Below are 24,994 nucleotides of genomic sequence, written 5' to 3'. Positions count from 1 at the left end.
TGTTTTTATTAAAATTAATGGATGTTATTATAGCTGATTGAGCTTTTCTTTCAGTTCTTTTGCTCCCGGAAACTCCATAGCATTGTAACGGTCCAGTTTTGTAGATATGTTCTTCCATCCGCTAAGCACCATGCTCATATAATGTACCCAGTTGACTACCGCATCCTGCCATATTCCAAAATCGGGAAGGGAAGCCTGTAATGCTATGAATTCTTTCAGGTCCTCATTGTGAAGGCGTAAATCTTCAAGACAGGCTTCTTTCAGGGACATTTGATGTTCATGCTGAATAACCTTTACGATATTGTAATAAATACTGTCGGTTGCCTCGTCTTTGAGGACAGACTGTACCTCATTGAAAAAGGTGACCAGGTGGCATGCCAGTGTTTGCAAACGGCAGATTACCGGATGATCATGGATTTCCTGCGGCAGGATGATTCCTGTTTCCACTTCTGTAAGCTGCAGGAAAGGGTAGAGACAGATAGAATTTTCGCGTAAAGCTATACATTCGGTTACACTGGGATAAGCTTTGTTTTTCTTGTATTTCAGTTCGGTTTCCAATCCTGTAAAATATCTGCTGATCATTTGTGTAAATCTTGACATTGATTCCTGTGGAATAAACTGTAACAGTTCCTGTCTCAGCGATGCCAGCATAGAGCCTAAGGGTATTCCTGAATCTTCAGCACTTATTTCGCCGTTCAGTATTGCAATAGATTGAGCATGTACATACGTGATATCTTTAGATTCGCTTTCTTCATACAGATCATCATTGTAAAGCGTCCATAGCATTAGTCTGCAAATAGGTTTGAACCGCTCAGGGGACGCTGTTGGGAACCATTGGGCTGCAATATGTGCCGTCTTGGTTTTTTTGTACTTTTTGCGAAGGTCGGGATTCTGCTCATAAAGCCACAGATATTCTCCGTCGATCCATTGATTCTCGGTGATCTCCTGCAATTGTTCGGCATTGGGGTTTTTTAATGTTGGGAAAGGATACCTGAATTGTTTGTGGAGGAGTTCAAGTGTACTAAAATTTTCATGGTTCATATTGTGTAAGTTTTTGGTTTTTACACTAATATAGAGTTTTATTTAAAAACAATGTTAATTTATTTCACAATATGTTGATTTTTAATGTATAATATTTTAATATGATCGTATTAATGGGAAATTAATAGCGAGAAAATAATTATTTGTATTATAAAATTCAGAATATCTCAACTTATTTTGAACAAATTTTCCATTTTTTTTCTCCATTTTTTAATCGCGGGAAACCTTTTAGAGTAAAAAATGAAATTACAGATGAGGCAAAACGGGAGAAGTATGTGGTTTATATGGAAGTAATTCATTCATAAAATGTTATGAATGTCATTAGTTTAAATAATAATACAATATATATAACTTTAAATATTTGGGTAGGCATCAGTACTAAACAAGAGGCTGCCTCAAAAGTCAGAAAGTTAGACCTTTGTTATTTTGATCTTGTAAAAATATCCGGAGATCAAATGCTTAAGATTCTTTGCTGCATTCCATTTCGCTCAGAATGACACTTGAGACAGCCTCCTGATTCAAAAAGAATTTATTTTCCATTTTTTATATTTTTCTTTCATGCATAACCCACATGGGCGGTAATTGTTTAGGACTGCCTCTTGTTCGGAGATAAAGAAAATCCTGTTTTCTCTTTTCATTCTTTTGCCTGCATTGCAGCCGAGCAATCCATAGATCTTCAGTTTTTTATTTCCGCCAAAATGAATTTCTTGACTGTGGATCTTGCTCCGCAGCTCAGCATCTGATAGTTGAGAATGATGGATCATACTGATTCTAATAGGTAGCATCATGAAAAATAATTCCTAAAGCGTAACGGTTTCCGGTTTTTACTTCACTTACACCATGTTTCATATTAACCCTGTAATATCCTTTCATTCCTTTTTCAGGTTTAAAGTGGGTAGTGAAAATAAGCACATCGCCTTTCTTTGGCTTTAAAACAATAGCCTTTGACTGAGCTCTCGGGATCTGCTGAGTAAGAACAAATTCTCCGCCTGTAAAGTCTTTATCCGGTTCGCTGAGCAGGCATACAGCCTGAATAGGAAAATAGACATCACCATATAAATCCTGATGTAATGTATTGAAACCCCCTTCTCCATATTTCAGAATCAAAGCGGTTGCCTTTTGCTGGCCATTGGTATGGCATTGTTGTAAAAAATCCGGATGTTCCGGTGGAAAAGAAAGATCAATATGTAAAGCCTTAAACCAGGCATTGGCAATGGGTGCCAGATAAGGATACATATGGGTTCGTAAGGTCTGAATCAGCCCCGGCAATGGATAGTCATAATATTTGTATTCGCCCAGGCCAAAGCGGTGGCGGGCCATGACAACTGTTTTCCGGTACAGGCCAGAATCCTCATAACTTGATCTTAATATTTCGCATTCATGATCCGACAGCAAACTGGAAATGACAACGTATCCTTTCTGATGCATCGTTTCTGTGATATCGGGCCAGTCTGCACTTTTAATTCTCTGAATAATATCTGTCATTGATTTTTTTTATCCTGCAAAGATCTGATGTTATCTGCAGGGAGAAAATCCAAAACATGCGGTATTTTATTCGTTTGCAATTCAGATATCAATAATAGCTGGACTATCTGTATAACTTAAATCTGGAATGTATAGAGGATCCTGTTTAAGGCTACTTTTGCACTGTTAATCAAAATAAATATAACGATGAATTACACGATTAAAAAAGCAAGTCTTGAAGATCTTGATGAAACGGCAGAACTCTTCAATCTTTACCGTATTTTTTACAGACAGGAATCAGATTTGGAGAGAGGAAAAGTATTTTTAAAAGAAAGATTTTTAAACGGTGAATCAGATATATTTCTTGCTGTGGCTGATGGCAGGGCGGTAGGATTTGTGCAGCTTTATAAACTGTTTCATTATACCAAACTGCAGAAGCAATGGTTATTAAGTGATTTGTTTGTGCACCCGGATTATAGAGGAAAAGGGCTTTCTGTAGCCTTAATTGACCGAAGCAAGCAATGGTGTGAAGAGACAGGAGCCTGCGGACTGATGCTTGAAACAGAGAAGACCAACGCTATTGGAAATACGCTTTATCCCCGTTGTGGATTTGAGTATGACGGGCTGCATAACTATTATCATTGGTGGAAATAAATACTAGGCCCTATCGGAATAAGAATGTCTGAAAAAAACGATAACTGATAAACAGCTGAAATACAGATTGATCTGTATTTTCAGGCCTTCAGTTAATAATAGAGTAGAATTACTTCTACAGCTTGTGATATTTAATTCTACACTTATTCTTTTACAGAGAAGGGAGAGAATTTTATTTTTGTAAAGCTCTTAGGGATCAGAATTAGGACAGTTGATCCTGAAGAGCATACAAAAAATTATCTCCGCCTCATTTTCTACTTTTTCCCCACGGTTTTATGATTATACCACAAAACTGCTTTGGCGGGGATTTTTTTTGTTATACAATAAAAAGAGAACCACATGGTGATTCTCTTTTTATTCTTTATAGAGGTATATATTATTGAGCCAGTTGAGCGTAAGGGGCCAATTTATTATCATCGGACATTGTCTGATCTAAAAATTCTCTTTTCTGATCTGCTTTCATTCTTCGCGCTGCATCATTGGCATTGAAATACGCTTCACTTAATTTCGTAGCAATCTCCGCAGGTTTAAAATCAAATTTTGTATCTCCTTCCACCCCTAAGTATCCGTTCTTTCTTGTAAGATTAGTGATATAGTTGCTATAGTTGATAAATGTATTTCTTAAGTATTGAGTATGATACTCCATGCATTTTTTAGCTTTCTTGGAAGAATTGTTAAGGATGCAGTTCTTCATGTTATTTCTATATAAATACCACTCGGATTCCAATACTCTGTATTCTTTTCCTACGGCAATTTTCCCGTTGGCCACAATATTATGGTCACCCTCCTTAGTGGCAATGTTCTGAAGATGCTGAATAACCAATGGAACGGTAGCTTCAATTTTTGATTTTGTATCCTTTAATATGCTGAGGTCGGCAGCCGGAGAGTTTTTCTTTTGCGCTGTAGTAACGTTAAAAATAAGCAGTAATAGTACAATCAATAAATTATATCTTTTCATGAGAAATTTTTAAAGCACTAAAATAAATATAATTTCCCGGTTTAGACAAATTCATTTTAATTTTATTTAATAAAAATTAACAAGTTTTAAGAATTTACAGGTGAAATTGCTCATTTTCTATGGATTGTGTAGGGAATAAATTCACAATACTTATAATTTAATATATTTTATTTAATTTTATATATTTGATTATCAGACGATTATGTTTATTCTGGTTTTTATCACTAAAAAATTAGTTGTTTAATCCGAATTTATTTCTACATTTGTATAACTAATTTCTTAGTGATATTAGATTTTACTGATGTATGGTATATAATAAATGAACAGATATGAAAATTCAGACTTTAACCAAAGCAGAAGAACAGGTAATGCAGTACGTATGGAAAATAGGAAAAGGATTTCTGAAAGATGTTCTTGATCTTTTTCCGGAACCTAAACCGCATACCAATACTGTATCTACGATTTTAAAAGTATTAAAGGATAAAGAATTTGTAGACTATCGTGTACATGGCAGGCAGCATGAGTATTTTCCGCTGGTTTCAAAAGAGCAGTACTCCGGAAAGACGATGAAAAGCCTTGTGAAAAATTATTTTAAAGGTTCTTATAAAAGCGCCGTTTCATTTCTTGTGGAAAAAAATGAAATGACTGTGCAAGATCTGGAGATGCTATTGGACGAACTTAAAAAGAAAAACTAAGTCATTATGGAAGCCTTACTTCTATACTTTGGAAAAGTAATTTTATGCTCCGGTGTAATGTTTCTGTATTACCAGTTGTCTTTAAAAGACAAGACATTCCATCATTATAACAGATTTTACCTGTTATCTGCAATGCTGATTTCATTATTGTTGCCCCTGATCAGGATAGAGGACTTTACAATTGAAGTGAACAGTGATGTGTATATGCTTCTTGATAAGATTCAAAATTTTAATACACAAAAAAATATAGACCATGGTCACATTTATTTTAACATTATTTTTTCAGCTCTGGGATTGGTTTCTCTCTATTTTTTAGGGAAATTGCTCTATGGGATTTTTAAAATCCAGCAGCTTAAAAACCAGTTTCGGAAAGAAAGTTTTGACGGGATTAATTTTTACAGTACCGACTTGACAGAAGCTCCGTTTTCATATTTTAAGAATCTTTTCTGGAAAAATACCATTATGCTGAATTCTGAAGTAGGAAAGCAAATTCTGAAACATGAAATGGTACATATTGAGCAGAAACACTCATTTGATAAGATCTTTATTGAAGTGATCACCTCTGTTCTATGGTTCAATCCGTTCTTTCATATCATCAAAAGAGAAATTAACCTGATTCATGAATATCTGGCTGATAAAAAAGCCGTAAAACATTCGGACACCAAAGCATTTGCGCAGATGCTTTTAGCAAGCCACTTTTCCGGAACACAGTTGCCTGCCTCCAGTCCGTTTCTAAGTTCAAACCTTAAAAAAAGACTTAAGATGTTACAAAAACCTAAAACCAAATTCGGGTATGCGCGAAGAATATTTGCATTGCCGGTTTTATTTACCATAGCTTTTGCTTATATGGTAAATGCTGAAAATAAAGAGATTGAAAAGACCAATCTTACGATTGAAAAAACGGTTTCGCAAATTCAAAAAGATACCGTAAGGCCTGGAAAAACAGAACAGGAAAAAATCAATGAGCTAGTGATCATTAATGGTGATCATGAGAAAAAGTTAGCTGAAATTGAAAAAAAGCTCAAAGAAAAAGGAAAGGAACTGCATCAGCTGAAACCTGAAAGTAAGGCTTTTCACAAGAAAATTGAAGAAATAAATTCGCTGGCTGAAGAAATAGGAAGTATAGCAGCTATTAATGCTGAGAGAAAGGGTAATAGCTATTTCAAGTCTGATGAATGGAAAAACAGAGTACAGGAGCTTGAAAAGATAGGTGTTGAGATGCCTGACCTTTCCAATCTGGATGTAGACGTCGATTTCCCGGAACCTCCGGCAGCGCCGGGTGCACCAGGTACGCCGCCGGCTCCTCCTGCAGCACCAAGGAGCCCTAAAGTCATTTATTTTAAAAACAATACAGTACACTATAAGGATTTAAGCCCAAAAGAGAAAGATGAAGTACGGCAGGCTTTAAAGGATGCCAGAAAAGCGATAAAAGAGAGTGAAAAGGCCAGAAGGGAAAGTGATAAGATGAGAATAACAGCGGATAGAGCGAGATTTGAAAGTGAGAAGGTAAGGATTGATGTAGACAAAATAAGAAAGGAGGCTGAAAAAGCCGCCAGAACAGAAGCGGGAAAAATAGCTTCAGAAAGTATGAAAAACTTTAAAGAAACCAGCTTTATCACTTCGAACAGCTCACCTAAAGTAATGGTCATGCAGGCCGATTACATTAAAAGAGACGGAAAGGGAAATATTTCTCTGAACGGAATAAAAAATTATAAGATGAGCGGCTGGGACAATGCGAAATATTATATTGACGGTAGGGAAGTTTCTAAAGAAGAATTGGACGCTCTAAAGCCTGAAAATATTGCAAGCATGAATGTGATGAAGGAAAATAAAGTAAGAGGTAGCCAGGGTGAAATAAGAATTCAGACAAAGAAATAAAGTTTCATTAAGCTTTGTCAATGCTATTATTTGATTGACAAAGCTTTTCATTTACCATTTCATTATGAAAAATAAAATACTGTTCTTTATGCTGCTGGGAGTACTCACCAGTGCCCAGGTCAACCGGTTTTTTTACGAATACAAATTTATCCTGGACTCCCATAACAAGGAAGACGTGAAAAAGGAAATGATGCTTCTGGATATAGACAAAAATGGATCAAGCTATTATAGTCATGATAAGTTTGTAGCCGATTCCATCGGAAAAGCAGAGCTTGAAAAACAGCTGAAAGCAGGAGGCGGGAGTATCAGTGTCAACAGAAGGGAAAAACCGGGCCAGGTTTCCTATAAGGTAACCAAGCAGTATCCTGATTTTAAAACATATCTGTTCAGAAATATATCCATGGATAAATACAAAATCAGGGAGGATAAAAAACCGGAATGGAAAATACAGCCTGATAAGCAGAAAATTGGAGACTACAATACTCAGAAAGCGACCACAAGCTTTGGGGGAAGAGAATGGACAGCCTGGTTTGCTGCAGATATTCCTTTCCAGGATGGACCTTACAAATTTTATGGACTGCCGGGGCTGATTGTTAAGATTGAAGATGCCACAGGCTCTCACAGCATGACGCTGATCGGAAATAAAACCTTAAAGACGGCAGATTCTGAAAAAGATCCGCAGCTTCCTGACAATGTAAAACTATTAGGATTATTCGGAAAAGAAATTGAAGTGACCAAAGATCAGTTTAAAAAAGCCTGGAAAATTTATGTGAATGATCCCACAAAGAATATGAGGGAACTGATGATGAAAAATGGAGGTGATTCCAACACTAAATTCGCCTTTAAAGTGAAAACATCCGACGGCAAAGAGATTTCTGATCCTAACCAGGCATTCAGAGAAATGGAAAAAAGAACGAAAGAATCCTTACAGAAAGATAATAATCCGATCGAACCGGATCTGGTGAACTAAAATTATATCATTTATTATCGAAACAGGATGTCATTTGGCATTCTGTTTTTGTTTTTTAGGCAGCAGCCAGCAGCAGGAAATATCTTGAAAACTGGGGTTGTTAATGGAAATATTCTTAAATTTCAAGTAAGATTAAATTATCAACTTTCAAATTAAATTATGACAGAAAAGGAAAAATGTGCCGCCGGACTTTTATACAATGCCAATTTTGACCAGGAATTGATCCGTGAACGGATCGCCTGCAAAGATTTATGTACGGAATACAATGGACTGAAGAATTCTGATACGGAAAAGAGAGAAGAATTAATCAAAAGAATTCTGGGCAAAACAAAGAAAAATATATGTATAGAGCCTTCTTTCTGGTGTGATTACGGGTATAATATTGACGTGGGTGAACACTTTTATGCCAATCATAACCTTGTGATCTTAGATTGTGCCCGGGTTACATTTGGAGATCATGTTTTTATCGGCCCCAACTGCAGTTTCTATACAGCAGGGCATCCGCTGGATGTAAAACAGAGAAATGAAGGACTGGAATATGCCCACCCGATTACGGTAGGAAATAATGTCTGGTTAGGCGGTAATGTGGTTGTTTTGCCAGGAGTGAATATTGGAAATAATGCGGTGATAGGAGCGGGAAGCGTGGTTACCAAAGATATTCCGGAGAATACAGTAGCAGTAGGGAATCCCTGTAAAGTGGTTAAAAATATTGAACAGCAGTAGTTCATATCAGTAAACAGAAAATCCCGGGCTTTGGTCCGGGATTTATATTTTAAACGAATGTTGATTCTTACGCTAATTTCTGGGAATCTGCAATAAACTGAGCCAGTCCACTGTCTGTTAAAGGGTGTTTTAATAAGCTCAAGATCGGAGGAAGAGGAGAGGTAATAACATCGGCTCCGATTTTAGCACAGTCAATGATATGCATTGAGTGACGGATAGATGCTGCTAAGATTTCTGTTTCAAACATATAGTTGTCAAAAATCAATCTGATCTCCTGAATAAGATTTAAGCCGTCTGTAGAAATATCATCCAGTCTTCCCAAGAATGGAGAAACATAGGTAGCCCCTGCTTTTGCTGCCAAAAGAGCCTGTCCAGCTGAAAAGATCAAGGTACAGTTGGTTTTGATCCCCTTATCGGAAAAATACTTTAATGCTTTGATACCATCTTTGATCATCGGGATCTTTACCACGATATTCGGGTGGATGGCAGCCAATTCGTCTCCTTCCTTGATCATTTCTTCATAAGTGGTAGAAAGTACTTCAGCAGAAATATCTCCATCTACAAGTTCGCAGATCGTTTTGTAATGGTTTTTGATTGCTTCAGCTCCCTGGATTCCTTCTTTAGCCATTAATGAAGGATTAGTGGTTACCCCATCTAAAATACCAAGGTCTTTAGCTTCTTTGATTTGCTCTAAATTAGCTGTGTCAATAAAAAATTTCATTTCTTTAAATTAAATAGATTTATTTCTGCAAAGATAACGAATTAATTGAGTTATGAGACATGATTTTTAGAAGCGCATGTTTGGCTTCAAGACTGGAGGAAAGTTTGAAGGGGCAGGCTGAAAGAGCTCAGGATAAAAGATATGGCCTGCTTTCATCCAACATCTGCCGTCTGATATCTGACATCTGCTATCACGAATATTTTGTCCATTCACAAAATCAGATTAAATTTGTTATTGCATGAAAGACAACCATTTTGAAGCTCCATTGGAAATCATCGGAATCAACCCATTTGTTTTTGTTCCGGAAGAAATTCTGGATCATATTTTTGAAGCTGCAGGGAAGAATAAAAGCCCGGTTCCGGTGAGAGGAACTGTGAACGGCAAGGAATTTCAACAGAACCTGATGAAGTATTTAGGAGAATGGAGACTGTATGTCAATGTACTGATGCTGAAAAATTCTCCCAAAAGAATAGGAGAAGTCATCGAGGTTGTATTAGAGTATGACGGTTCTGACAGACGTATTTCCATCCATCCCCAATTGGAAAAGGCGATCAGAGAAAGTGATCTGGCTACAGCCAATTTTGAAAAACTGATTCCTTCAAGACGATATGAGCTGATCCGCTACATCCATAATTTGAAAACCGAAGCCGCTATCCATCGGAATATTGAAAAAATCATCCGGCATCTGCACGGTGAAACAGATTTTTTTGGTAAAAGGATTGATTAAGGTAAGAGCTGAGAATCAAGAATCAGAGATAAGACTTCAGATTTCAGACACCAGATTTCAGATGATGGATTGAGAATTTTGGGTGAGGATATCTGAGGGCAAAAAATAAAAAAACCGGAAATCTTTCCGGTTTTTTTATTATGAGTTTAAAGTTTTGCTCAATTTTATAGCATCTTGATTGGTAGGGTCATATTGTATAGATTTAGCAATATGCTCTTTTGCTTTATTGCGGTCAGTTTGCTGTTCTGTAAAGGCAAGATAGAAATAGGCATAAGCCAGATTTTTCTTATTTTGCTCCACTTCTTCAGGTTTTACAGTGGCAATATACTTTTCATAAGCAATTTTTGCATTGGCATCATCCTTAGCAGACTGATAGGCATATGCCTGGCTGTAATAAGATGGCGCCCAATCCGGTAGCAACACCGATATTTTTTTCCAGGTATCAATTGCATTGGTCCAATCTGAAGCCTCCTGATAGGCTGCAGCCAGTTTTGCCAATGATTCGGTATCCTTTGGATTAGCCTCGATTTGTTTTTTAAGACCTTCAATAGTTGAATTACCTGATTGATTTACAGCTGCTGTGTTAGCCGTATTAGTGGTGCTATCCGTCTGAGTTGTTTGCGCATTTACAAAACTTGCACTTCCTATAAGCATCAGACCTACGAATAGATTTTTAATATTAACTTTAGCCATTTTCATAATTCTTATATTTAAAATTCTAGGTTTTAAAATTCAATAATAATTCCAGAAAAGCTTAAATTTTAGAAGCTTTAAGTTTTTTTAGAAAATATTAACGGGTTAAATGTTTTTTTTAATTTAATTTTTGATTCGTTGGTGTTTGAGTTTATCTTTGTAATTCAAGTATTTTTTAATCAATATAATTTCTATATGAATATCATATTAGCTTCAACATCCACCATTTTCGGTGGAGAATATCTGGAATATTTAAGAGAAGAATTAATCCAATTATATAAAGGAATTGATGAAATTGTCTTTATCCCATTTGCCAGACCCGGCGGTATTTCTCATGATGAATACACAGCGAAAGCAAGATCCTTCTTTGAAACCATGACTATTAAGGTAAAAGGCCTTCATGAATTTGAAAATAAAGCTGAGGCACTGAACCAGGCTAAAGGATATTTTACAGGAGGCGGAAATACATTTTTATTGGTGAAAACACTCCATGAAGAGGGGCTGATGTCTGTTTTAAAAGAGAATGTAACCGCCGGCAAATCTTATCTGGGTTGCAGCGCCGGAAGTAATATCGGAGGCCAGAATATGAAAACCACGAACGATATGCCGATTGTTTACCCGCCAAGCTTCGACTGTATGGGGCTGGTTCCGTTCAATATCAATCCGCATTATCTTGATCCGAATCCTGACTTGAAACACAATGGAGAAACCAGAGAAACCAGGATCAAAGAATTTCTTACCCAGAATGATATCAAAGTAGTAGGGCTCAGAGAAGGAAACTGGATCAGAAGAATTGGAGATACCATAACCGTTGAGGGAAGCGAACTGACAAGGATTTTTGAAAAGGATAAAGAACCTTATGAGATAGAATCCGGAAGCAGACTTTAATCCTTTCATAAGTGTATGATGAGGCCTGTTAATTATTTTATTTTTTTCTTCATCCTTTTTATTCATAAGCTGGCATACTCAAGAATAATCCATCAAGATGAATTGCTACGGTATTAAGCTGAAAAATGGGAGATCCATTCTATTTGGATTGAATTCACAAAAGATCCGGAAAAGCGGTTTTTAATGTTTGTAGGTAAACCAATATTACTATTGATAAAAACTGGAGCTATTGTGAATTATGGATGTTCTTGTGAATCACCTTGTGGGAAAGGTGCAATATTATTTTAAAAAGTAAATGATCATTGGGCTTTAGAACAGGTTTTATCCGCTTTTATAATATCATACACGTGAATTTGAATGAAGGCAAAATCTTTTTTTATATTTGAATAAACAACAATGCAATGAAAAAAACACTTGCAGTTCTCACCTTTTCTGTACAGATTATTTCTGCTCAGAATATGGCTCAGAAACTAGATAAGGCAACCACAGACCTGATGGATTCTTCAGGGGCAGCAGCTTCTAGTTTATCATTTTATGTCTCCGATGAAAATGGCAATTTTATATACGAATATCAGGGAAATAAAGGACTTTCCACTGCTTCTACCCAAAAAATTTTCACTGCCGGAGCAGCCCTGGAAACGTTAGGCAAAAACTATACTTATACAACAATATCAAGCTATTCCGGAAGTATATCCGGCGGTATGCTGAACGGAAACCTTTTCATCAGTTCAAACGGAGATCCTACCTTGGGAAGCTGGCGGTATGATGCGTATAAACCGGAAAATTTTAAAAAGAAATTGATAGAGGCCGTTAAAAGTTCCGGGATCACCAAAATATCAGGAGACCTGGTGATTGATGACACCTATTTTGATCATCAGACCATTCCGGGAGGATGGCCCTGGGATGACCTGGGAAACTATTATGGAGCAGGAGTATGGGGGATCAACTGGAGAGAAAACCAATTCGATATTACGATTAATGGAACCGATCTTAAAAGTTTTTCCTATCCGTTACAGGACGTAAAATGGCTCAATGACCTTAAACCAGGAGGAAGTTCAGACCAAAGTCTGATCTTTACAGCCCCTCATTCCAATGTCGCTTTAATCAACGGCATGCTTCCGGCAGGAAAAACGGTTACAGTTTCCGGTTCCACCCCTAATCCTCCTTTGCAACTGGGTGCAGAAGTAAAACAATGGCTGAAAGAATCCGGAATTGAGTTTTCCGGTAATCTAGTGACTAATTCACAACTGGAAATAGAAGGAAAACAGATATTGAAAGCGCCTAAAAATAATATTATCCTGACGTACCAGTCTCCGACCCTCGATAAAATTGTTTACTGGTTTTTAAGAAAGAGCATCAATCTTTATGGGGAAACTTTAATTAAAACTCTGGGAAAAGAGAAAAAAGGCAATCCCAGTTTTAAAAGCGGTGTCGCTTATCTGAAAGATTTCTGGACGTCAAAAGGAATCAGCCCGAATATGATCAACTTTGCAGACGGTAGCGGGCTTTCTCCCCAGAATTATGTCGCGGCGAAAGCTGAGGTACAGGCATTGTTATATGCCAAAAAACAGTCATGGTTTGAAGCTTATTATGATGGATTCCCGGTTCAGGAGAATGGCATGAAAATGAAAAGCGGGACCATGAGAGATACTAAATCTTTTGCAGGATATCATACCGCAAAAGATGGTAAGAAATATGTGTTTTCAATTATTATCAACAATTATCAGGGAAGTGGAAATACAGAGCTGCAGAAAATTCTGAACGTTTTAAAATAAAAATACTTTGAGAAAATCCATAGTAACCAGACTGAATAACTGGATCATTTTTGTTATGATGACTGCTTTAGTGGTAGGCATTGTAGTCGCTTCCACCACACTGATCAATTTTCTCAGAAAAGAAGAGATCAAAAGGATCAATCTTCTTTCTAAAGCGATAAGGATTCAGCAAGAGGTAAAGTCTCCCGATACGGATGTCCTGGATCTTTTGCCGGAAATTCTTAATATTAATAATACCATTCCGTTCATTGTAACAGATAAAGACAGAAAGCCTATCCTTGATCTTGGATATTACAGAAATATTCCGGAAAGCAGCATAAAGGACCCAGAAAAATTGCATGATCTGATGATAAGCATGGAAAAGAACTATGATCCTATTGAGATTAAGGTGCCTGACGGAAATAATCAGTTTGTTTATTATGACAATTCACGTTTATTAAATAACCTGCGGTATTCACCTTATATTTTAGGATTGTTTATTCTGCTTTATTTTGGATTTTCTTTCTGGTTTTTCAGGACAATCAAAAAGACTGATGAAGGATATCTTTGGGCAGGTCTGGCCAAGGAGACCGCTCACCAGATCGGGACTCCATTATCTTCAATGATCGGCTGGATGGAAATCATGAAGCTTGATACTCCGGATTCGGAAGGGGTGCATGAAATTGAAAAAGATATCGAGAGACTGCGAACAATCTCTGAAAGATTTTCAAAAATAGGTTCTGTTCCTGAGTTGAATGATATGGATCTTAATGAGACCATTCGGGAGAATTATGATTATTTAAAAACCAGAATTTCCAGGAAAGTTAATTTTACTTTACAGCTTCCTGCCTACACCCTGCTGGTCCCCCACAATAAAATTCTGATGAGCTGGGTCATTGAAAACCTGGTAAAAAATGCTGTTGACGCCATGAAGGGAGAAGGAGACATTACGATGTCGGTTTTTGAGAGAAATAAAAATATTCTGGTTGAAGTTAAAGATACGGGAAGCGGAATGACCAAACAGCAGGCCCGAAATGCTTTTAAACCGGGATATTCCACAAAAAAAAGAGGCTGGGGATTAGGTCTTTCACTGGCGAAAAGAGTGGTGCATGAATATCATAATGGAGATATTAAAATATCACAGACTGAGGTAGGAAAGGGAAGCACCTTTAGAATTACAATTAAGAAAAGTTAAAATTTTATGATATGATAAAACAAAAGCGGGGAAAATATCCCCGCTTTTATATTTATTTCTTCCCAGTCAGCCACTGATTCTGCAGTTTCAGTTCTGCCGGGCTTGGATTGGCTTTATAGGTAAGCATTTCCATCGTCAGCTTATCCAGGATCGCTTTTCCTGTGAGATTGATTTTCTCTTTCTTATCTCCGTTATTCCTTAGCACCGTTACTGTAACATTCTGTCCTTCCTTAATGGTTTTGGTATAACTGATAAAAGACTGTACCTCTTTAATATTGACGGTCTTACCGTCCAGAGCAAGAACTTTATCGGTGATTTTGAATCCAATGCTCTTAGCAAAAGGAGATAATGCTGAATTTTCATCAAAAACAAAAGCGTTATCCTTATCGTCAAAACCGGTTTGGTTCGGGTCCTTGATAAACCAGAAAATAGGAGGAGTTTCCTGTTTCCGTACTTCTACACCCGCCATATTCAGATATTCCGCATAAGGGGTAGGCTGATTTCCTGCAATATATTTGTTGTAAAAATCTTTTACCTGGGGGTATCCGGTTACCGTTACCAGTTCATCAATTAATTTATCATCTTTGAAAGGCTTGTTTTCACCAAATCTCTGAGATAATTTTCTGATCATATCACGATAGCCCATTTCGCCGTTCGAAAGCTTTCTCAGTTCAATATCCAGGCACATGGCCAGAAGAGCTCCTTTTTCATAAACATTTCTGTACTGATCTTTATAAGGCTCTTTCAGGACATTTTTACTCATCACCGTGAACGGCATGGTATCATTATAATTTTTTGAGTTGGTGATCTTCTCGTTGATTCTCTGTAAAAACTCGTCTTTATTGATCAGTCCTTCCTGAATTTGGAACAAATTGGCAAAATATTCTGTTCCCCCTTCATACATCCATAAATGCTGTGACATTTTAGGATCCGCATAATTGAAATAATGGATCTCTTCAGAATGGGTTTTCAGAGGATTTACTGTGTGGAAGAACTCGTGGGAAACGACATCCGTAATGGTTTTGTCAATGGCGTCTTTAGGCATCATTTCAGGAAGTACTACACTTGTTGATTCATGATGCTCCAACGCTCCAAAACCTTTGATCTGCGGGCTGTCACCACCTGAAAGATATAGCATGATCGCATACTTTTTATTGGTGTTCATATCTCCTAAGAATTTCTTTTGAGCGACCACCATCTTTTCAAGATTATCTTTGAAATCTGCAGCTTTGTATTTTCCGGTTGGAGAGTAAACACCTAATACAAGCTCCATTCCACCTGCATTAAAGGTAATATAGTCCGGTTTGGTATACATTAATGGTGAATCGGTCACCTTGGCATAATTGGCTAACGTAAAAGTATCTGTTGCTTCGGATTGATCCTGGTCTACCAGAGCAGTTGTTCCATAAAAATCGGTTGGTTTTTGAATAACCAGCTGATAAGGTACATCCTGCATATTTTCGATATACCCAATAAATCCGTGGGTATTCACCATATACACTTTTCCCTGTTCGATATCTGTTCCTGACGGGGAGAATACAGCTTTATGCTTCGAGGTATCCATTTCTTCATCAAAGCTGTCATTCACCAGATAGGTAATTTTATTCAGGTTTTGTGCATTCTTTAATGAGTAAGTATTGTCATTCACCTTTGTATAGGTCAGTTCTTTACCTTTATTATCATAAAATTTGATTCCTTCTATAAATCTTCCGTAATCATCTTCAGAATAAGTACCGGGAACCGTCTTTGGAAAGTGAAACTTGACATCACCGGACTTCATTTTCGGAAACTCCATCGTAACGGCTACTTTATCATCTTTTACATTGACAAGGTCAATGGTGGTTTTAATGGATTGGGCATTCGCTAAAAAAGCGGCAAAAAAGCCTAAGCTAAGTGCTGTTTTTCTCATTAGGTTTATTTTTTATAGTTAAATAGTTGCTTTTTTTTTCACTTTGTTACGAAACAGAATATTAAACTTTTCTTAAAATTTTAAGATCAATTCATCAGTGAAAAAGCAAAAAGCAAAAACCAAAAAGACAAATTTGCTGACTCGCGAATTTGCCTTTTATAGTATTACTGAACGTTTTTATAATTGATATAATAGTTCTTATTCAATGCAACGGGGCCGCTTTTATTAAGCTTTACGGTCTGCCAGTTTTCCGTAGGGTTTATGGTTTGATCACCATTGATCCTGACAGGCAGTTTCAGGTTTTTAACGATATCTGTATAACGGAATTTCAAGGTTTCTCCACTTTGAGAATACTCTAGCGTTGGAATTTTTGTCGTTCTTAAATATTGATCAAAGACGCTTGAAAAATCAATTCCGGATTTTGACGAAAGATAATTTTCAATCTGCTGGGTAGTAACCGTCTGATGATAGAATTCTTTATTTAATCCTCTTAGGATCTGTCTGAACTTTTCATCGTCATTGATGACCTGTCTCATGGTATGAATCATGCTGGCTCCTTTAGGGTACATGTCACCGCTGCCTTCATTTCTTACCCCGTATTGTCCGATAATAGGAACATCATTCTGAATTTTATCTCTTAATCCTATAGCATAGATATCCGCAGACTTTTTATCCATATATTTTTCTGTGAAAAGAATTTCGGAATACATGGTAAAACTTTCATGAATCCACATATCCGCCTGGTCTTTTGCAGTGATATTGTTGGCAAACCATTCGTGTCCGCTTTCATGAATAATGATATAGTCCCAGTTAAGACCAATTCCTGTTCCTGAAAGATCATTTCCAAGATAGCCGTTCTGATACTTGTTCCCATAAGCCACATTGCTTTGGTGTTCCATTCCCAGGTAAGGAGAATCAACCAATTTGTAAGAGTCTTCATAAAATGGGTAAGGGCCAAACCAGTATTCAAAGGCAGAAAGCATTGGCTTTACCTGCTGGAACTGTTTTTTTGCTTTATCTAAATTGTAGTCAAGCACCCAATAGTCCAGATCCAGCTTCCCTTTTTCCCCATTAAAAGTATCTTTAAAATTCACATATTTACCGATATTGGGGATGATAGAGTAGGCATTGATAGGATTTTTCACTTCCCAGGTATAAGCCGTTTTACTTCCGGTTGTTTTTTTATCGATCAATCTTCCGTTACCCACTCCTACAAGGTCTTTAGGGGTAATGATTTTCATGATAATCCCGTTATCAGGCTCATCGCTCCAGATATCTTTGGTAGGAAGCCATATGGAAGCCCCGATGCCCTCATCAGCCACACTCATCCAGGGATGCCCTTTTTCATCTTTGGTAAATACCCAGCCTCCGTCCCAGGGAGCCCTTTTGGCAATGACCGGATTTCCGGAATAGATAATATTAAGGGTATATTTTTCTCCTTTTTTAAATTTTTTATTGGCTGTAACAAAAATGAAGTCCCCATCCTGCTTATAATTGGCGATCGGGAAGTTTCCTTCGATTTTATCAGCTTTCATAGGCTGCTGTAGATCGATCTGAAACACCGGATTGGTAACATCCTTAATGATCTCAAAGCTGATCTTATTATTCCCTTTGATGCTTTTCTGTTCAAAATCAGGCTCTCTACAGAAAGATCATATTTTTTGACATCCCAGAAATTACGGAACGGTGTATTTGAACCTTTTAAAGTATCCTGTTTGGTGTATACCTTGTCTTTTTCAAAGAACTGTCCGAAAACAAGTCCTGATGCAAATAAAAGCGTATATGATAACTTTCTCATTTTGAAACTTAATTAATAATATTTTCAAAAATAAAAAATTTAATTCACAGCAGGATTGCGAAAAGGTAAAAATGTAAATATATAGAATAGGAATACTTCTTTTCCGTCTATAAAAAAAGCCCGGGACAGCCGGGCTTTATATTTTAATATATTTTCTAGTTCTGGACAGCCGGTAAGTTCCCGTTGTTTTTCTGTACCTTCTTATAAGTGAAATTACACATCATGATACTGAATTCATATAGGATTACCAGCGGGAAAGCAGCCATAAGCATACTTAAAACATCTGCCGGAGTAATGATTGCAGCAACCACCATAATTAAAACAATCGCATGACGACGATAGGTTTTCATAAATATCGGAGTCAGGATTCCAATGCTTGTCAGGAAATAGATCAGAATCGGGAAAAGAAAAATCACACCCATTCCTAAAATAACCTGTAAAAATAAGGTTGTATAATCACTCAGGTCATACAGCGGGACAATAATATCCGAAATTTTAAAAATGACTCCAAAATTGACTGCGAAAGGAAGAATTAAAAAATAACCACATAAAACCCCTGTCATAAAAAGAATCCATACCGCATTAATAATATAAATGGAATTTTTCTCTCTCTGGGATGTAAAGCAGGCCCGATAAAACGCCATAATTCCCAAACAATATAAGGAAATGCCGCCACCATTCCTCCAAAAATAGAAACGGCCATCATCACGTTAAACTGCTGATAAAGCCTTTGTACACGTACAGGGAAGTCTTTTGGAAGGTGAATGCTGTCTTCTCCTAAAAGCATTCTTGAAAAGTGATTAACGACTCTAAAAGTAGGAAAGTCATTCCTCGTTGGTCCAAAAAAGATATGGTCCATAATCCAGTTGATATTGAACCCTACTACAAAGGCAGCAATTACAATAGCAATAATCGAGCGGATGAGATGACCTCTTAATTCTCCTATATGCCCAAGGAAGGACATTTCTTTACCATCACTCACAGAATAAAATTTTTAAAGGGACAAATTTATGAAATATTTGATTAAATGTCCGATGTTTGAAATTTAAAATTACTGAGGTCTGCACAAACTAAAGTCATATTCTCTTTCTTTGATGATCATTTCTGTCAGCAATTCATCTGCGGCCATGTTTATTGGGCTCCGCCATTCGTCATAAGCCTCATCTCCCGATTCAGAAAGTCATTTCTTTTCTAATTTTATCGGGACATTTTAAAATGCTAGTTAATTCCTTCGTCCAGCAGCTTATGCAGATCGATAATCCCGAAATACTTTCCGTTTTCAGTTACGATAAGCTGGCCGATATTATTTTCTTTTAAGACTTTCATGGCTTGCTTTGCAAGAGCTTCTTTTTCAATGGTTTTCGGGTGGGCGGACATGATGTCTTTAGCTAAAACTTTACTGATGTCTTCACCTTTCATCAGCATTCTTCTTAAATCCCCGTCTGTAATGACCCCGATGATTTGATCTTCATTCGTTACAACAGTGATCCCATGACTGGATGCACTGATAGAGATGATGACATCCCTTATGGTGGCCTCTTCTGCAACCTGAGGTTTCTGAGAAGAAAGAAACTGCCCGACTCTGGAAGTCAGGTTTTTTCCTAAGCTTCCTCCCGGGTGGAATTTGGCGAAATCATTGGCCTTAAAATCATTGAGTTCCATTAAAGCTACTGCCAGGGCGTCTCCCAGCGCCATCTGAATAGTGGTAGAACTTGTAGGAGCCAGTTTATTAGGGCAGGCTTCCACATCCACATGGGTGTCCAGGATAATTTCAGAGAATTCAGCAAGTTTACTGTTTTTATTCCCTGTCATTCCGATCAGTGCAGAAGAATAATCCTTTAAATAAGGAACGAGGTTTGTAATCTCAGGCGAATTGCCGGAATTGGAGATACATAAAACCACATCCTGTTTCTGAATAACCCCGAGATCTCCATGGATGGCTTCTGAGGCATGAAGAAATTGTGACGGTGTACCTGTAGAATTTAAGGTGGCCACAATTTTATTCCCCACATGGGCTGATTTCCCTATTCCTACCACGATAAGCTTGCCTTTTGCCGAGTGAATAATTTCCACGGCTTCTGCAAATTGGTCGTCAATTCTGTTTTTTAATTTTTCGAGTTCAGAAATCTCTATTTCTAAAGTGCTTTTAGCAATTGATATAATGTTGGTTCTGTCCATTTTAATACAATAAGGTATACAAAAAAGTTATTAAAAAACGTTATATTTTAAAAAGAATATTTAATATAAGTTTTATTTTTTATAAATTCGTTCGCTTTTATTTTAAGCAGAATTTTTGTAACTTTGGGTTAGATGCAAATTTAGCAATAGAAAATTAGATGAGCGCAAAAAAAGCCAATTTATCAGGCGAATTGAAAAAGTATTTTGGGTTTTCTACATTTAAAGGTCAGCAGGAACAAATCATAGAAAACCTTTTAAATGGGAAGGATATATTTGTTTTGATGCCTACAGGTGGTGGAAAATCATTATGTTACCAGCTTCCGGCACTTATTTCCGAAGGTACGGCAATAGTCGTTTCGCCCTTAATAGCGTTAATGAAGAATCAGGTAGATGCAGTGAATGGCCTTTCCTCTGATGATGGGGTAGCACATGTATTAAATTCATCATTAAACAAGACACAGACAAAGCAGGTTTTTGACGATATCAAAAGCGGAAAGACCAAACTTTTGTATGTAGCTCCTGAATCATTGATCAAAGATGATTATCTGGACTTTTTGAAAGAAGTTAAAATTTCTTTCTTTGCTATCGACGAAGCACACTGTATTTCAGAGTGGGGCCATGATTTCAGGCCGGAATACAGAAACCTGAAACAAATCATTGATAAGATTGCCAACGTACCGGTAATCGCTTTGACAGCTACGGCCACTCCAAAAGTTCAGGATGATATCCAGAAAACATTGGGAATGACCAATGCACTGGTTTTTAAGGAAAGTTTCAACCGTCCTAATCTGTATTATGAGGTATGTCCGAAAATCAATGTCGATAAGGAGATCGTTAAATTTATCAATCAGCATAAAGGAAAATCAGGAATTGTATATTGCCTGAGCAGAAGAAAAGTTGAAGAATTTGCCCAGCTTTTGCAGGTCAATGGTATCAATGCTCTTCCTTATCATGCCGGTCTTGACCAAAAAGTAAGGGTAGCCAATCAGGACAAGTTTCTGATGGAAGAAGTGGATGTCATTGTGGCAACAATTGCTTTCGGGATGGGAATTGATAAGCCTGATGTACGTTTTGTGATCCATTATGATTTCCCGAAATCACTGGAAAGTTATTATCAGGAAACCGGAAGAGCGGGCAGAGATGGCGGCGAAGGCCACTGTATTGCGTTCTACGATCCTAAAGATATTGAGAAGCTAGAGAAATTTCTGGCACAAAAGCCTGTATCCGAAAGAGAGATTGGATTGCAGCTTTTGAATGAAGTGGTAGGTTATGCCGAAACTTCAATGAGCAGAAGACAGTATATCTTATATTATTTTGGGGAAAGTTTTGATCCGGTAAAAGGAGATGGGGCCCATATGTGTGACAACTCTTCCAATCCTCCAAAACTGAAAGATGCAACTGCTGATTTGGACAAAGTTTTGGAACTGATCAATGACACCGGAGAAAAATTCAAAGCTAAAGATCTGATCTCTGTAATCGTAGGAAAAGAAACGGCAGTTACAAAGTCCTATAAATTAGAGCAGAGTTCCCACTTTGGTTTTGGAAAAGAAGAAAAAGACAACTACTGGAAAACGATTTTAAGACAGGCTACTGTTCAGAATTTTTTACAGAAAGATATTGAAACCTATGGGGTTTTAAAAATTGCTGAAAAGGGCAGAAATGTTCTGAATGGTAAAGCTAAAGATGTGTTTTTAATCGCAGAAGACAGAGAATTCGATCTTACTCAGGCAAAAGCAGAGAGCGATCAGGTTCAGCAGCAGGCCAGCGGAGGTCTGGATCAGAATCTGTTTAATCAATTAAAAGAGCTGAGGAAAAAAGTGGCTAAAAAGCACGGAATTCCACCCTATACTGTATTTATGGATCCAAGTTTGGAAGATATGACGGTACAGTATCCGATCACAGTAGAAGAAATTGCCAAAATCTATGGCGTAGGCGAAGGGAAAGCTAAAAAATACGGTAAAGAATTTGCCGATTTTATAAAAACTTATGTAGAGGATCATCATATTGAACGTACCCAGGATATGGTATTGAAACAGGTCGCTAATAAATCCAGCCATAAAGTTTTCATTATCCAGAGTACAGACAAAAAAATAGACCTTGAAGATATTGCAAGAGCGAAAAACCTTTCCATGAATGAACTTCTGAAAGAAATGGAAAGTATCGTTTATCAGGGAACAAAACTGAATATCGATTATTATATTGAAGATAATTTTGACGAAGATATCGTGGATGGCTTTATGGAATTTATGAACGAATCCGAAAGCGACAGCATGAAAGTATTGCTTGATGAATTTGGAGATGAACTTTCTGACGAAGAAGTAAGAATGTTGAGGATTAAATTCATCAGTGATGTAGCGAACTAAGGAATGAAATTTGAAAAAATTAAAAAAGGACCTTTTCATAAAAGGTTCTTTTTTTTCTTTTGATTTTTAGTACAATATGCTGTTTTTGTAAGGGTTAGGGATAGCGGAATAGGTACATTTATATTCTTTCCTTGTAAAAAACGGACATTTTGTGTTACCCGTACAGCATCTATCAAGAGCAAACAGACAAAAACCTTTGCGTTCTTACATGATTTCAGCTCATCAGGGATTCATTTCCAATAGTCTTATCCGAATGGCAAAAAAGAAGCTGAATCACAAAAATCTTCATCATCCCAATATTGACACGTAATGAAACTTTTTAGTAACTTTAACTGATGAAAAAAATATCTGTCATATTTATTCTGCCGGACTTAGAAACCGGAGGCGCAGAAAGGATTGTCACCACTATAGCAAATCATCTTTCCAGGGATCGGTTTGAGCCCAAGATTTTGCTATTGCGTAAACAGGGCGGATATCTTAATTTTCTGAAAGATGATGTAGAAATTATCGATATCAATACCGAGAGGATCAGGCATTCTTTAAAACCTATTTTAGGCGAAATATACAGAAGGAAACCCGATATTGTATTTTCAGGATTCGGGGAAGTGAATGCATACCTTGCCTTATTTATCAAACTTTTCCCGAGGACAAAATTCATTGCCAGAGAAACGAATGTGGTTACACAGCACGTGACCCGGAAAGAAATAAAATTCTTCTACAACTTTTATAATAATTACCAGAAAATCATTGCGCAAAGTGACGATATGATGAATGATCTTGTTGATAATTTTAATATTAAAAAGAAAAAAATTGTCAAGATCAATAATCCTGTTGACTTTGATTTTATTGATGATAAAATGGCTGTTTCCATTAAACCTGAATGTTTTAAATACAATTTTAAAAATGTTGTAGCAATAGGCAACTTGTCTGCGAGAAAGGGCTTTGATAACCTGCTGAAGGTTTTTTCAAGGCTGAAAAATGAAAACATCATGCTTCATATTTTAGGAGACGGAAAAGATAAAGACCTGCTGCTTCAGGCCAAGGAACTCTTAGGATTAAAAAAAGTAATTTTCCATGGCAGACAGGAAAATCCCTACCAGTATCTGAAATATGCGGACTTATTTGTCCTTTCTTCCCGATACGAAGGTTTTCCCAATGTTCTCCTGGAAGCTGGTGCCTGCGGAACTTATTCTTTAGCCAACAACTGTCCCGGAGGAATTAACGAGATTATTCAGCATAATGTAAACGGAGAAATTGCAGATATTGAGAACCATGACAGATTTGCCCAGGAGATTGTAAGAATACTTCATAGCAATTATAATCGGGATGCTATAAAAAACTCTATTAAATCAAGGTTCTCGAAAAATATTATTCTCGATAAATATGAAAAGGTCTTATTGGATTTGATCAAACCTTGATGACTCCATTTGCTTTATAGGTTGTTAATTTCTTACTTTTGGGCTTATAAATTTTATCTGAAAACCAATTTTCATTTATGAATAAAATCCAAAAATTGGGATGTGCTTGTGAGAAACCTGACTTCCATTATACAGAATTCAGAAGTTCAGAATTAGGCATAGATCATACGAACGGAAGATATGGAGAAGTAACAATTCAACAGTGCAAGTTGTGTCAAAGAATATGGATTCATTATCTTGTGGAATATGAAAGCTTTTCCAAATCAGGAAGATGGTATAAAGGAATTGTTTCGAAAAAAGATCGTCCTCAAATCACTCCGGAAAATGCAGTGGAATATCTGGAAAGCCTCGAATGGTATGTGTATGGAGGCTCATTTTTTGAAAGTACGGGAACTATTGGACAAGGAAAGTTAAATGTGTAATCTTCTATGCTGATTTCTTAAAATTAAATACCAAATCATGAAGCCATTTATAATTGCTGTTTTAATGCTGAATTCTGTTGTTATGATTGCCCAGCAGAAAACAATTTCCAGAAAAGAGTTATTAAAAACGGCTCTTGATCAGAAAGTAACATCCACAGAGATTCAGGAAATAACAATGGCTGCAGGACAAGGTGCTCCCAAGCATCTGCATCCCTGTCCGGTTTTAGGAATAATCAATTCCGGCGAAGCTTTTTTTCAGATAGAAGGACAGGAGAAAGTGGTACTTCATACAGGAGAGGCTTTTTACGAACCTAAAAATGTGAAAATCCTTCATTTTGATAATGCATCAACTGAAAAACCTCTTGTATTTACCGCAATTTATCTGAAGGAAGGCAATGAAGAAAATATAAAATTCATAAAATAATACTTTTCATAAAACTAGAGCATATAATTATCATTTTTAAAATTGATAAAACTCACTTTGGTGCTTGGTAATTTATATGTAAATTTGTGAGAATTAAGATAGATAATAATAAACAAATTCA

The 24,994-nt window shown here is 36.9% G+C and carries 23 protein-coding genes and 1 pseudogene; 13 read left to right on the top strand and 11 right to left on the bottom strand.

The genetic code is table 11. From position 1 onward, the window contains the following. Nucleotides 1–27: 27 nt before the first annotated feature. From MUW56_RS00885 to MUW56_RS00875, 3 genes are all read right to left on the bottom strand, one after another. Complete coding sequence (locus MUW56_RS00885) at nucleotides 28–1,041, bottom strand: hypothetical protein (RefSeq protein ID WP_292011408.1); 1,014 nt, start codon at nucleotides 1,039–1,041, stop codon at nucleotides 28–30. Nucleotides 1,042–1,559: 518 nt separating this feature from the next. Further along, a complete protein-coding gene (locus tag MUW56_RS00880; RefSeq protein WP_292015357.1) occupies nucleotides 1,560–1,805 on the bottom strand; it encodes an Ada metal-binding domain-containing protein in 246 nt (81 codons plus the stop codon). A gap of 7 nt (nucleotides 1,806–1,812) precedes the next feature. Further along, nucleotides 1,813–2,526 carry a 2OG-Fe(II) oxygenase gene (locus tag MUW56_RS00875; protein WP_292011407.1) on the bottom strand — a complete coding sequence of 238 codons (714 nt, stop codon included), beginning with the start codon at nucleotides 2,524–2,526 and terminating at the stop codon, nucleotides 1,813–1,815. A gap of 186 nt (nucleotides 2,527–2,712) precedes the next feature. Between MUW56_RS00875 and MUW56_RS00870 the strand changes: the two genes are divergently transcribed. Further along, on the top strand, nucleotides 2,713–3,159 hold the full coding sequence (locus tag MUW56_RS00870) for a GNAT family N-acetyltransferase (RefSeq protein WP_292011406.1): 447 nt from the start codon (nucleotides 2,713–2,715) through the stop codon (nucleotides 3,157–3,159). A gap of 376 nt (nucleotides 3,160–3,535) precedes the next feature. On the opposite strand, the gene MUW56_RS00865 is transcribed toward MUW56_RS00870, so the two are convergent. Then, the gene (locus tag MUW56_RS00865; RefSeq protein WP_292011405.1) at nucleotides 3,536–4,117 is read right to left on the bottom strand and encodes a hypothetical protein; all 582 of its coding nucleotides are present in this window, start codon (nucleotides 4,115–4,117) and stop codon (nucleotides 3,536–3,538) included. A gap of 329 nt (nucleotides 4,118–4,446) precedes the next feature. On the opposite strand from MUW56_RS00865, the gene MUW56_RS00860 reads away from it, so the two are divergent. From MUW56_RS00860 to MUW56_RS00845, 4 genes are all read left to right on the top strand, one after another. After that, a complete protein-coding gene (locus MUW56_RS00860) occupies nucleotides 4,447–4,812 on the top strand; it encodes a BlaI/MecI/CopY family transcriptional regulator (protein ID WP_292011404.1) in 366 nt (121 codons plus the stop codon). A gap of 6 nt (nucleotides 4,813–4,818) precedes the next feature. Continuing rightward, nucleotides 4,819–6,690, top strand: coding sequence for a M56 family metallopeptidase (locus tag MUW56_RS00855; RefSeq protein ID WP_292011403.1), 1,872 nt, complete (start codon nucleotides 4,819–4,821; stop codon nucleotides 6,688–6,690). Nucleotides 6,691–6,754: 64 nt separating this feature from the next. Continuing rightward, nucleotides 6,755–7,660, top strand: coding sequence for a GLPGLI family protein (locus MUW56_RS00850; RefSeq protein ID WP_292011402.1), 906 nt, complete (start codon nucleotides 6,755–6,757; stop codon nucleotides 7,658–7,660). Nucleotides 7,661–7,819: 159 nt separating this feature from the next. Further along, nucleotides 7,820–8,383 (top strand): sugar O-acetyltransferase, encoded by a 564-nt coding sequence (locus MUW56_RS00845; RefSeq protein WP_292011401.1) that lies wholly within the window; start codon nucleotides 7,820–7,822, stop codon nucleotides 8,381–8,383. Nucleotides 8,384–8,450: 67 nt separating this feature from the next. On the opposite strand, the gene fsa is transcribed toward MUW56_RS00845, so the two are convergent. Further along, complete coding sequence (fsa, locus tag MUW56_RS00840) at nucleotides 8,451–9,104, bottom strand: fructose-6-phosphate aldolase (RefSeq protein ID WP_167025367.1); 654 nt, start codon at nucleotides 9,102–9,104, stop codon at nucleotides 8,451–8,453. Between the two features lie 238 nt (nucleotides 9,105–9,342). On the opposite strand from fsa, the gene MUW56_RS00835 reads away from it, so the two are divergent. Continuing rightward, nucleotides 9,343–9,831, top strand: a complete 489-nt coding sequence (locus MUW56_RS00835; RefSeq protein WP_292011400.1) for a YdeI/OmpD-associated family protein — start codon at nucleotides 9,343–9,345, stop codon at nucleotides 9,829–9,831. Between the two features lie 138 nt (nucleotides 9,832–9,969). On the opposite strand, the gene MUW56_RS00830 is transcribed toward MUW56_RS00835, so the two are convergent. Continuing rightward, nucleotides 9,970–10,530, bottom strand: coding sequence for a hypothetical protein (locus MUW56_RS00830; RefSeq protein WP_292011399.1), 561 nt, complete (start codon nucleotides 10,528–10,530; stop codon nucleotides 9,970–9,972). Nucleotides 10,531–10,719: 189 nt separating this feature from the next. Here MUW56_RS00830 and pepE point away from each other — a divergent pair, with 189 nt between their 5' ends. From pepE to MUW56_RS00815, 3 genes are all read left to right on the top strand, one after another. Continuing rightward, nucleotides 10,720–11,412 (top strand): dipeptidase PepE, encoded by a 693-nt coding sequence (pepE, locus tag MUW56_RS00825; RefSeq protein WP_292011398.1) that lies wholly within the window; start codon nucleotides 10,720–10,722, stop codon nucleotides 11,410–11,412. A 401-nt stretch (nucleotides 11,413–11,813) separates the two neighbouring features. Further along, a complete protein-coding gene (dacB, locus tag MUW56_RS00820) occupies nucleotides 11,814–13,187 on the top strand; it encodes a D-alanyl-D-alanine carboxypeptidase/D-alanyl-D-alanine-endopeptidase (RefSeq protein WP_292011397.1) in 1,374 nt (457 codons plus the stop codon). Between the two features lie 7 nt (nucleotides 13,188–13,194). Continuing rightward, nucleotides 13,195–14,361, top strand: coding sequence for a HAMP domain-containing sensor histidine kinase (locus MUW56_RS00815; RefSeq protein ID WP_292011396.1), 1,167 nt, complete (start codon nucleotides 13,195–13,197; stop codon nucleotides 14,359–14,361). 52 nt (nucleotides 14,362–14,413) lie between these two features. Here the strand turns inward: MUW56_RS00815 and MUW56_RS00810 are convergent, their stop codons facing one another. From MUW56_RS00810 to MUW56_RS00795, 5 genes and pseudogenes are all read right to left on the bottom strand, one after another. Then, nucleotides 14,414–16,270 carry a PDZ domain-containing protein gene (locus MUW56_RS00810; protein WP_292011395.1) on the bottom strand — a complete coding sequence of 619 codons (1,857 nt, stop codon included), beginning with the start codon at nucleotides 16,268–16,270 and terminating at the stop codon, nucleotides 14,414–14,416. A 164-nt stretch (nucleotides 16,271–16,434) separates the two neighbouring features. Further along, on the bottom strand, nucleotides 16,435–17,805 hold the full coding sequence (locus MUW56_RS00805) for a M1 family metallopeptidase (protein WP_367118474.1): 1,371 nt from the start codon (nucleotides 17,803–17,805) through the stop codon (nucleotides 16,435–16,437). Further along, nucleotides 17,802–18,068 carry a hypothetical protein gene (locus tag MUW56_RS22760; protein ID WP_367118473.1) on the bottom strand — a complete coding sequence of 89 codons (267 nt, stop codon included), beginning with the start codon at nucleotides 18,066–18,068 and terminating at the stop codon, nucleotides 17,802–17,804. The genes MUW56_RS00805 and MUW56_RS22760 overlap by 4 nt, the downstream gene beginning before the upstream one ends. Before the next feature lie 155 nt (nucleotides 18,069–18,223). Then, nucleotides 18,224–19,032 (bottom strand): annotated as a pseudogene (locus MUW56_RS00800) (twin-arginine translocase subunit TatC). Between the two features lie 254 nt (nucleotides 19,033–19,286). Further along, complete coding sequence (locus tag MUW56_RS00795; protein WP_292011394.1) at nucleotides 19,287–20,246, bottom strand: KpsF/GutQ family sugar-phosphate isomerase; 960 nt, start codon at nucleotides 20,244–20,246, stop codon at nucleotides 19,287–19,289. A gap of 158 nt (nucleotides 20,247–20,404) precedes the next feature. On the opposite strand from MUW56_RS00795, the gene recQ reads away from it, so the two are divergent. From recQ to MUW56_RS00775, 4 genes are all read left to right on the top strand, one after another. Next, nucleotides 20,405–22,609, top strand: a complete 2,205-nt coding sequence (recQ, locus tag MUW56_RS00790) for a DNA helicase RecQ (RefSeq protein WP_292011393.1) — start codon at nucleotides 20,405–20,407, stop codon at nucleotides 22,607–22,609. 335 nt (nucleotides 22,610–22,944) lie between these two features. Beyond that, nucleotides 22,945–24,027, top strand: a complete 1,083-nt coding sequence (locus MUW56_RS00785) for a glycosyltransferase (RefSeq protein ID WP_292011392.1) — start codon at nucleotides 22,945–22,947, stop codon at nucleotides 24,025–24,027. Between the two features lie 77 nt (nucleotides 24,028–24,104). Further along, on the top strand, nucleotides 24,105–24,449 hold the full coding sequence (locus MUW56_RS00780) for a hypothetical protein (protein ID WP_292011391.1): 345 nt from the start codon (nucleotides 24,105–24,107) through the stop codon (nucleotides 24,447–24,449). A gap of 37 nt (nucleotides 24,450–24,486) precedes the next feature. Next, nucleotides 24,487–24,873, top strand: coding sequence for a cupin domain-containing protein (locus MUW56_RS00775; protein WP_292011390.1), 387 nt, complete (start codon nucleotides 24,487–24,489; stop codon nucleotides 24,871–24,873). The last annotated feature ends 121 nt before the right edge of the window (nucleotides 24,874–24,994 follow it).

Origin of the sequence: Chryseobacterium sp., from assembly GCF_022869225.1 — a bacterium.
Classification (GTDB): domain Bacteria; phylum Bacteroidota; class Bacteroidia; order Flavobacteriales; family Weeksellaceae; genus Chryseobacterium.
Note: the sequence above shows the minus strand (reverse complement) of the source record. Positions and strands in the feature narration are given on the sequence as shown.

Excerpts from the sequence above, each read along its gene's own strand:
- MUW56_RS00885 (WP_292011408.1), bottom strand. The coding sequence starts at position 1,041 with ATGAACCATGAAAATTTTAGTACACTTGAACTCCTCCACAAACAATTC.
- MUW56_RS00880 (WP_292015357.1), bottom strand. The coding sequence starts at position 1,805 with ATGATCCATCATTCTCAACTATCAGATGCTGAGCTGCGGAGCAAGATC.
- MUW56_RS00875 (WP_292011407.1), bottom strand. The coding sequence starts at position 2,526 with ATGACAGATATTATTCAGAGAATTAAAAGTGCAGACTGGCCCGATATC.
- MUW56_RS00870 (WP_292011406.1), top strand. The coding sequence starts at position 2,713 with ATGAATTACACGATTAAAAAAGCAAGTCTTGAAGATCTTGATGAAACG.
- MUW56_RS00865 (WP_292011405.1), bottom strand. The coding sequence starts at position 4,117 with ATGAAAAGATATAATTTATTGATTGTACTATTACTGCTTATTTTTAAC.
- MUW56_RS00860 (WP_292011404.1), top strand. The coding sequence starts at position 4,447 with ATGAAAATTCAGACTTTAACCAAAGCAGAAGAACAGGTAATGCAGTAC.
- MUW56_RS00855 (WP_292011403.1), top strand. The coding sequence starts at position 4,819 with ATGGAAGCCTTACTTCTATACTTTGGAAAAGTAATTTTATGCTCCGGT.
- MUW56_RS00850 (WP_292011402.1), top strand. The coding sequence starts at position 6,755 with ATGAAAAATAAAATACTGTTCTTTATGCTGCTGGGAGTACTCACCAGT.
- MUW56_RS00845 (WP_292011401.1), top strand. The coding sequence starts at position 7,820 with ATGACAGAAAAGGAAAAATGTGCCGCCGGACTTTTATACAATGCCAAT.
- fsa (WP_167025367.1), bottom strand. The coding sequence starts at position 9,104 with ATGAAATTTTTTATTGACACAGCTAATTTAGAGCAAATCAAAGAAGCT.
- MUW56_RS00835 (WP_292011400.1), top strand. The coding sequence starts at position 9,343 with ATGAAAGACAACCATTTTGAAGCTCCATTGGAAATCATCGGAATCAAC.
- MUW56_RS00830 (WP_292011399.1), bottom strand. The coding sequence starts at position 10,530 with ATGAAAATGGCTAAAGTTAATATTAAAAATCTATTCGTAGGTCTGATG.
- pepE (WP_292011398.1), top strand. The coding sequence starts at position 10,720 with ATGAATATCATATTAGCTTCAACATCCACCATTTTCGGTGGAGAATAT.
- dacB (WP_292011397.1), top strand. The coding sequence starts at position 11,814 with ATGAAAAAAACACTTGCAGTTCTCACCTTTTCTGTACAGATTATTTCT.
- MUW56_RS00810 (WP_292011395.1), bottom strand. The coding sequence starts at position 16,270 with ATGAGAAAAACAGCACTTAGCTTAGGCTTTTTTGCCGCTTTTTTAGCG.
- MUW56_RS00805 (WP_367118474.1), bottom strand. The coding sequence starts at position 17,805 with ATGAAAGCTGATAAAATCGAAGGAAACTTCCCGATCGCCAATTATAAG.
- MUW56_RS22760 (WP_367118473.1), bottom strand. The coding sequence starts at position 18,068 with ATGAGAAAGTTATCATATACGCTTTTATTTGCATCAGGACTTGTTTTC.
- MUW56_RS00795 (WP_292011394.1), bottom strand. The coding sequence starts at position 20,246 with ATGGACAGAACCAACATTATATCAATTGCTAAAAGCACTTTAGAAATA.
- recQ (WP_292011393.1), top strand. The coding sequence starts at position 20,405 with ATGAGCGCAAAAAAAGCCAATTTATCAGGCGAATTGAAAAAGTATTTT.
- MUW56_RS00785 (WP_292011392.1), top strand. The coding sequence starts at position 22,945 with ATGAAAAAAATATCTGTCATATTTATTCTGCCGGACTTAGAAACCGGA.
- MUW56_RS00780 (WP_292011391.1), top strand. The coding sequence starts at position 24,105 with ATGAATAAAATCCAAAAATTGGGATGTGCTTGTGAGAAACCTGACTTC.
- MUW56_RS00775 (WP_292011390.1), top strand. The coding sequence starts at position 24,487 with ATGAAGCCATTTATAATTGCTGTTTTAATGCTGAATTCTGTTGTTATG.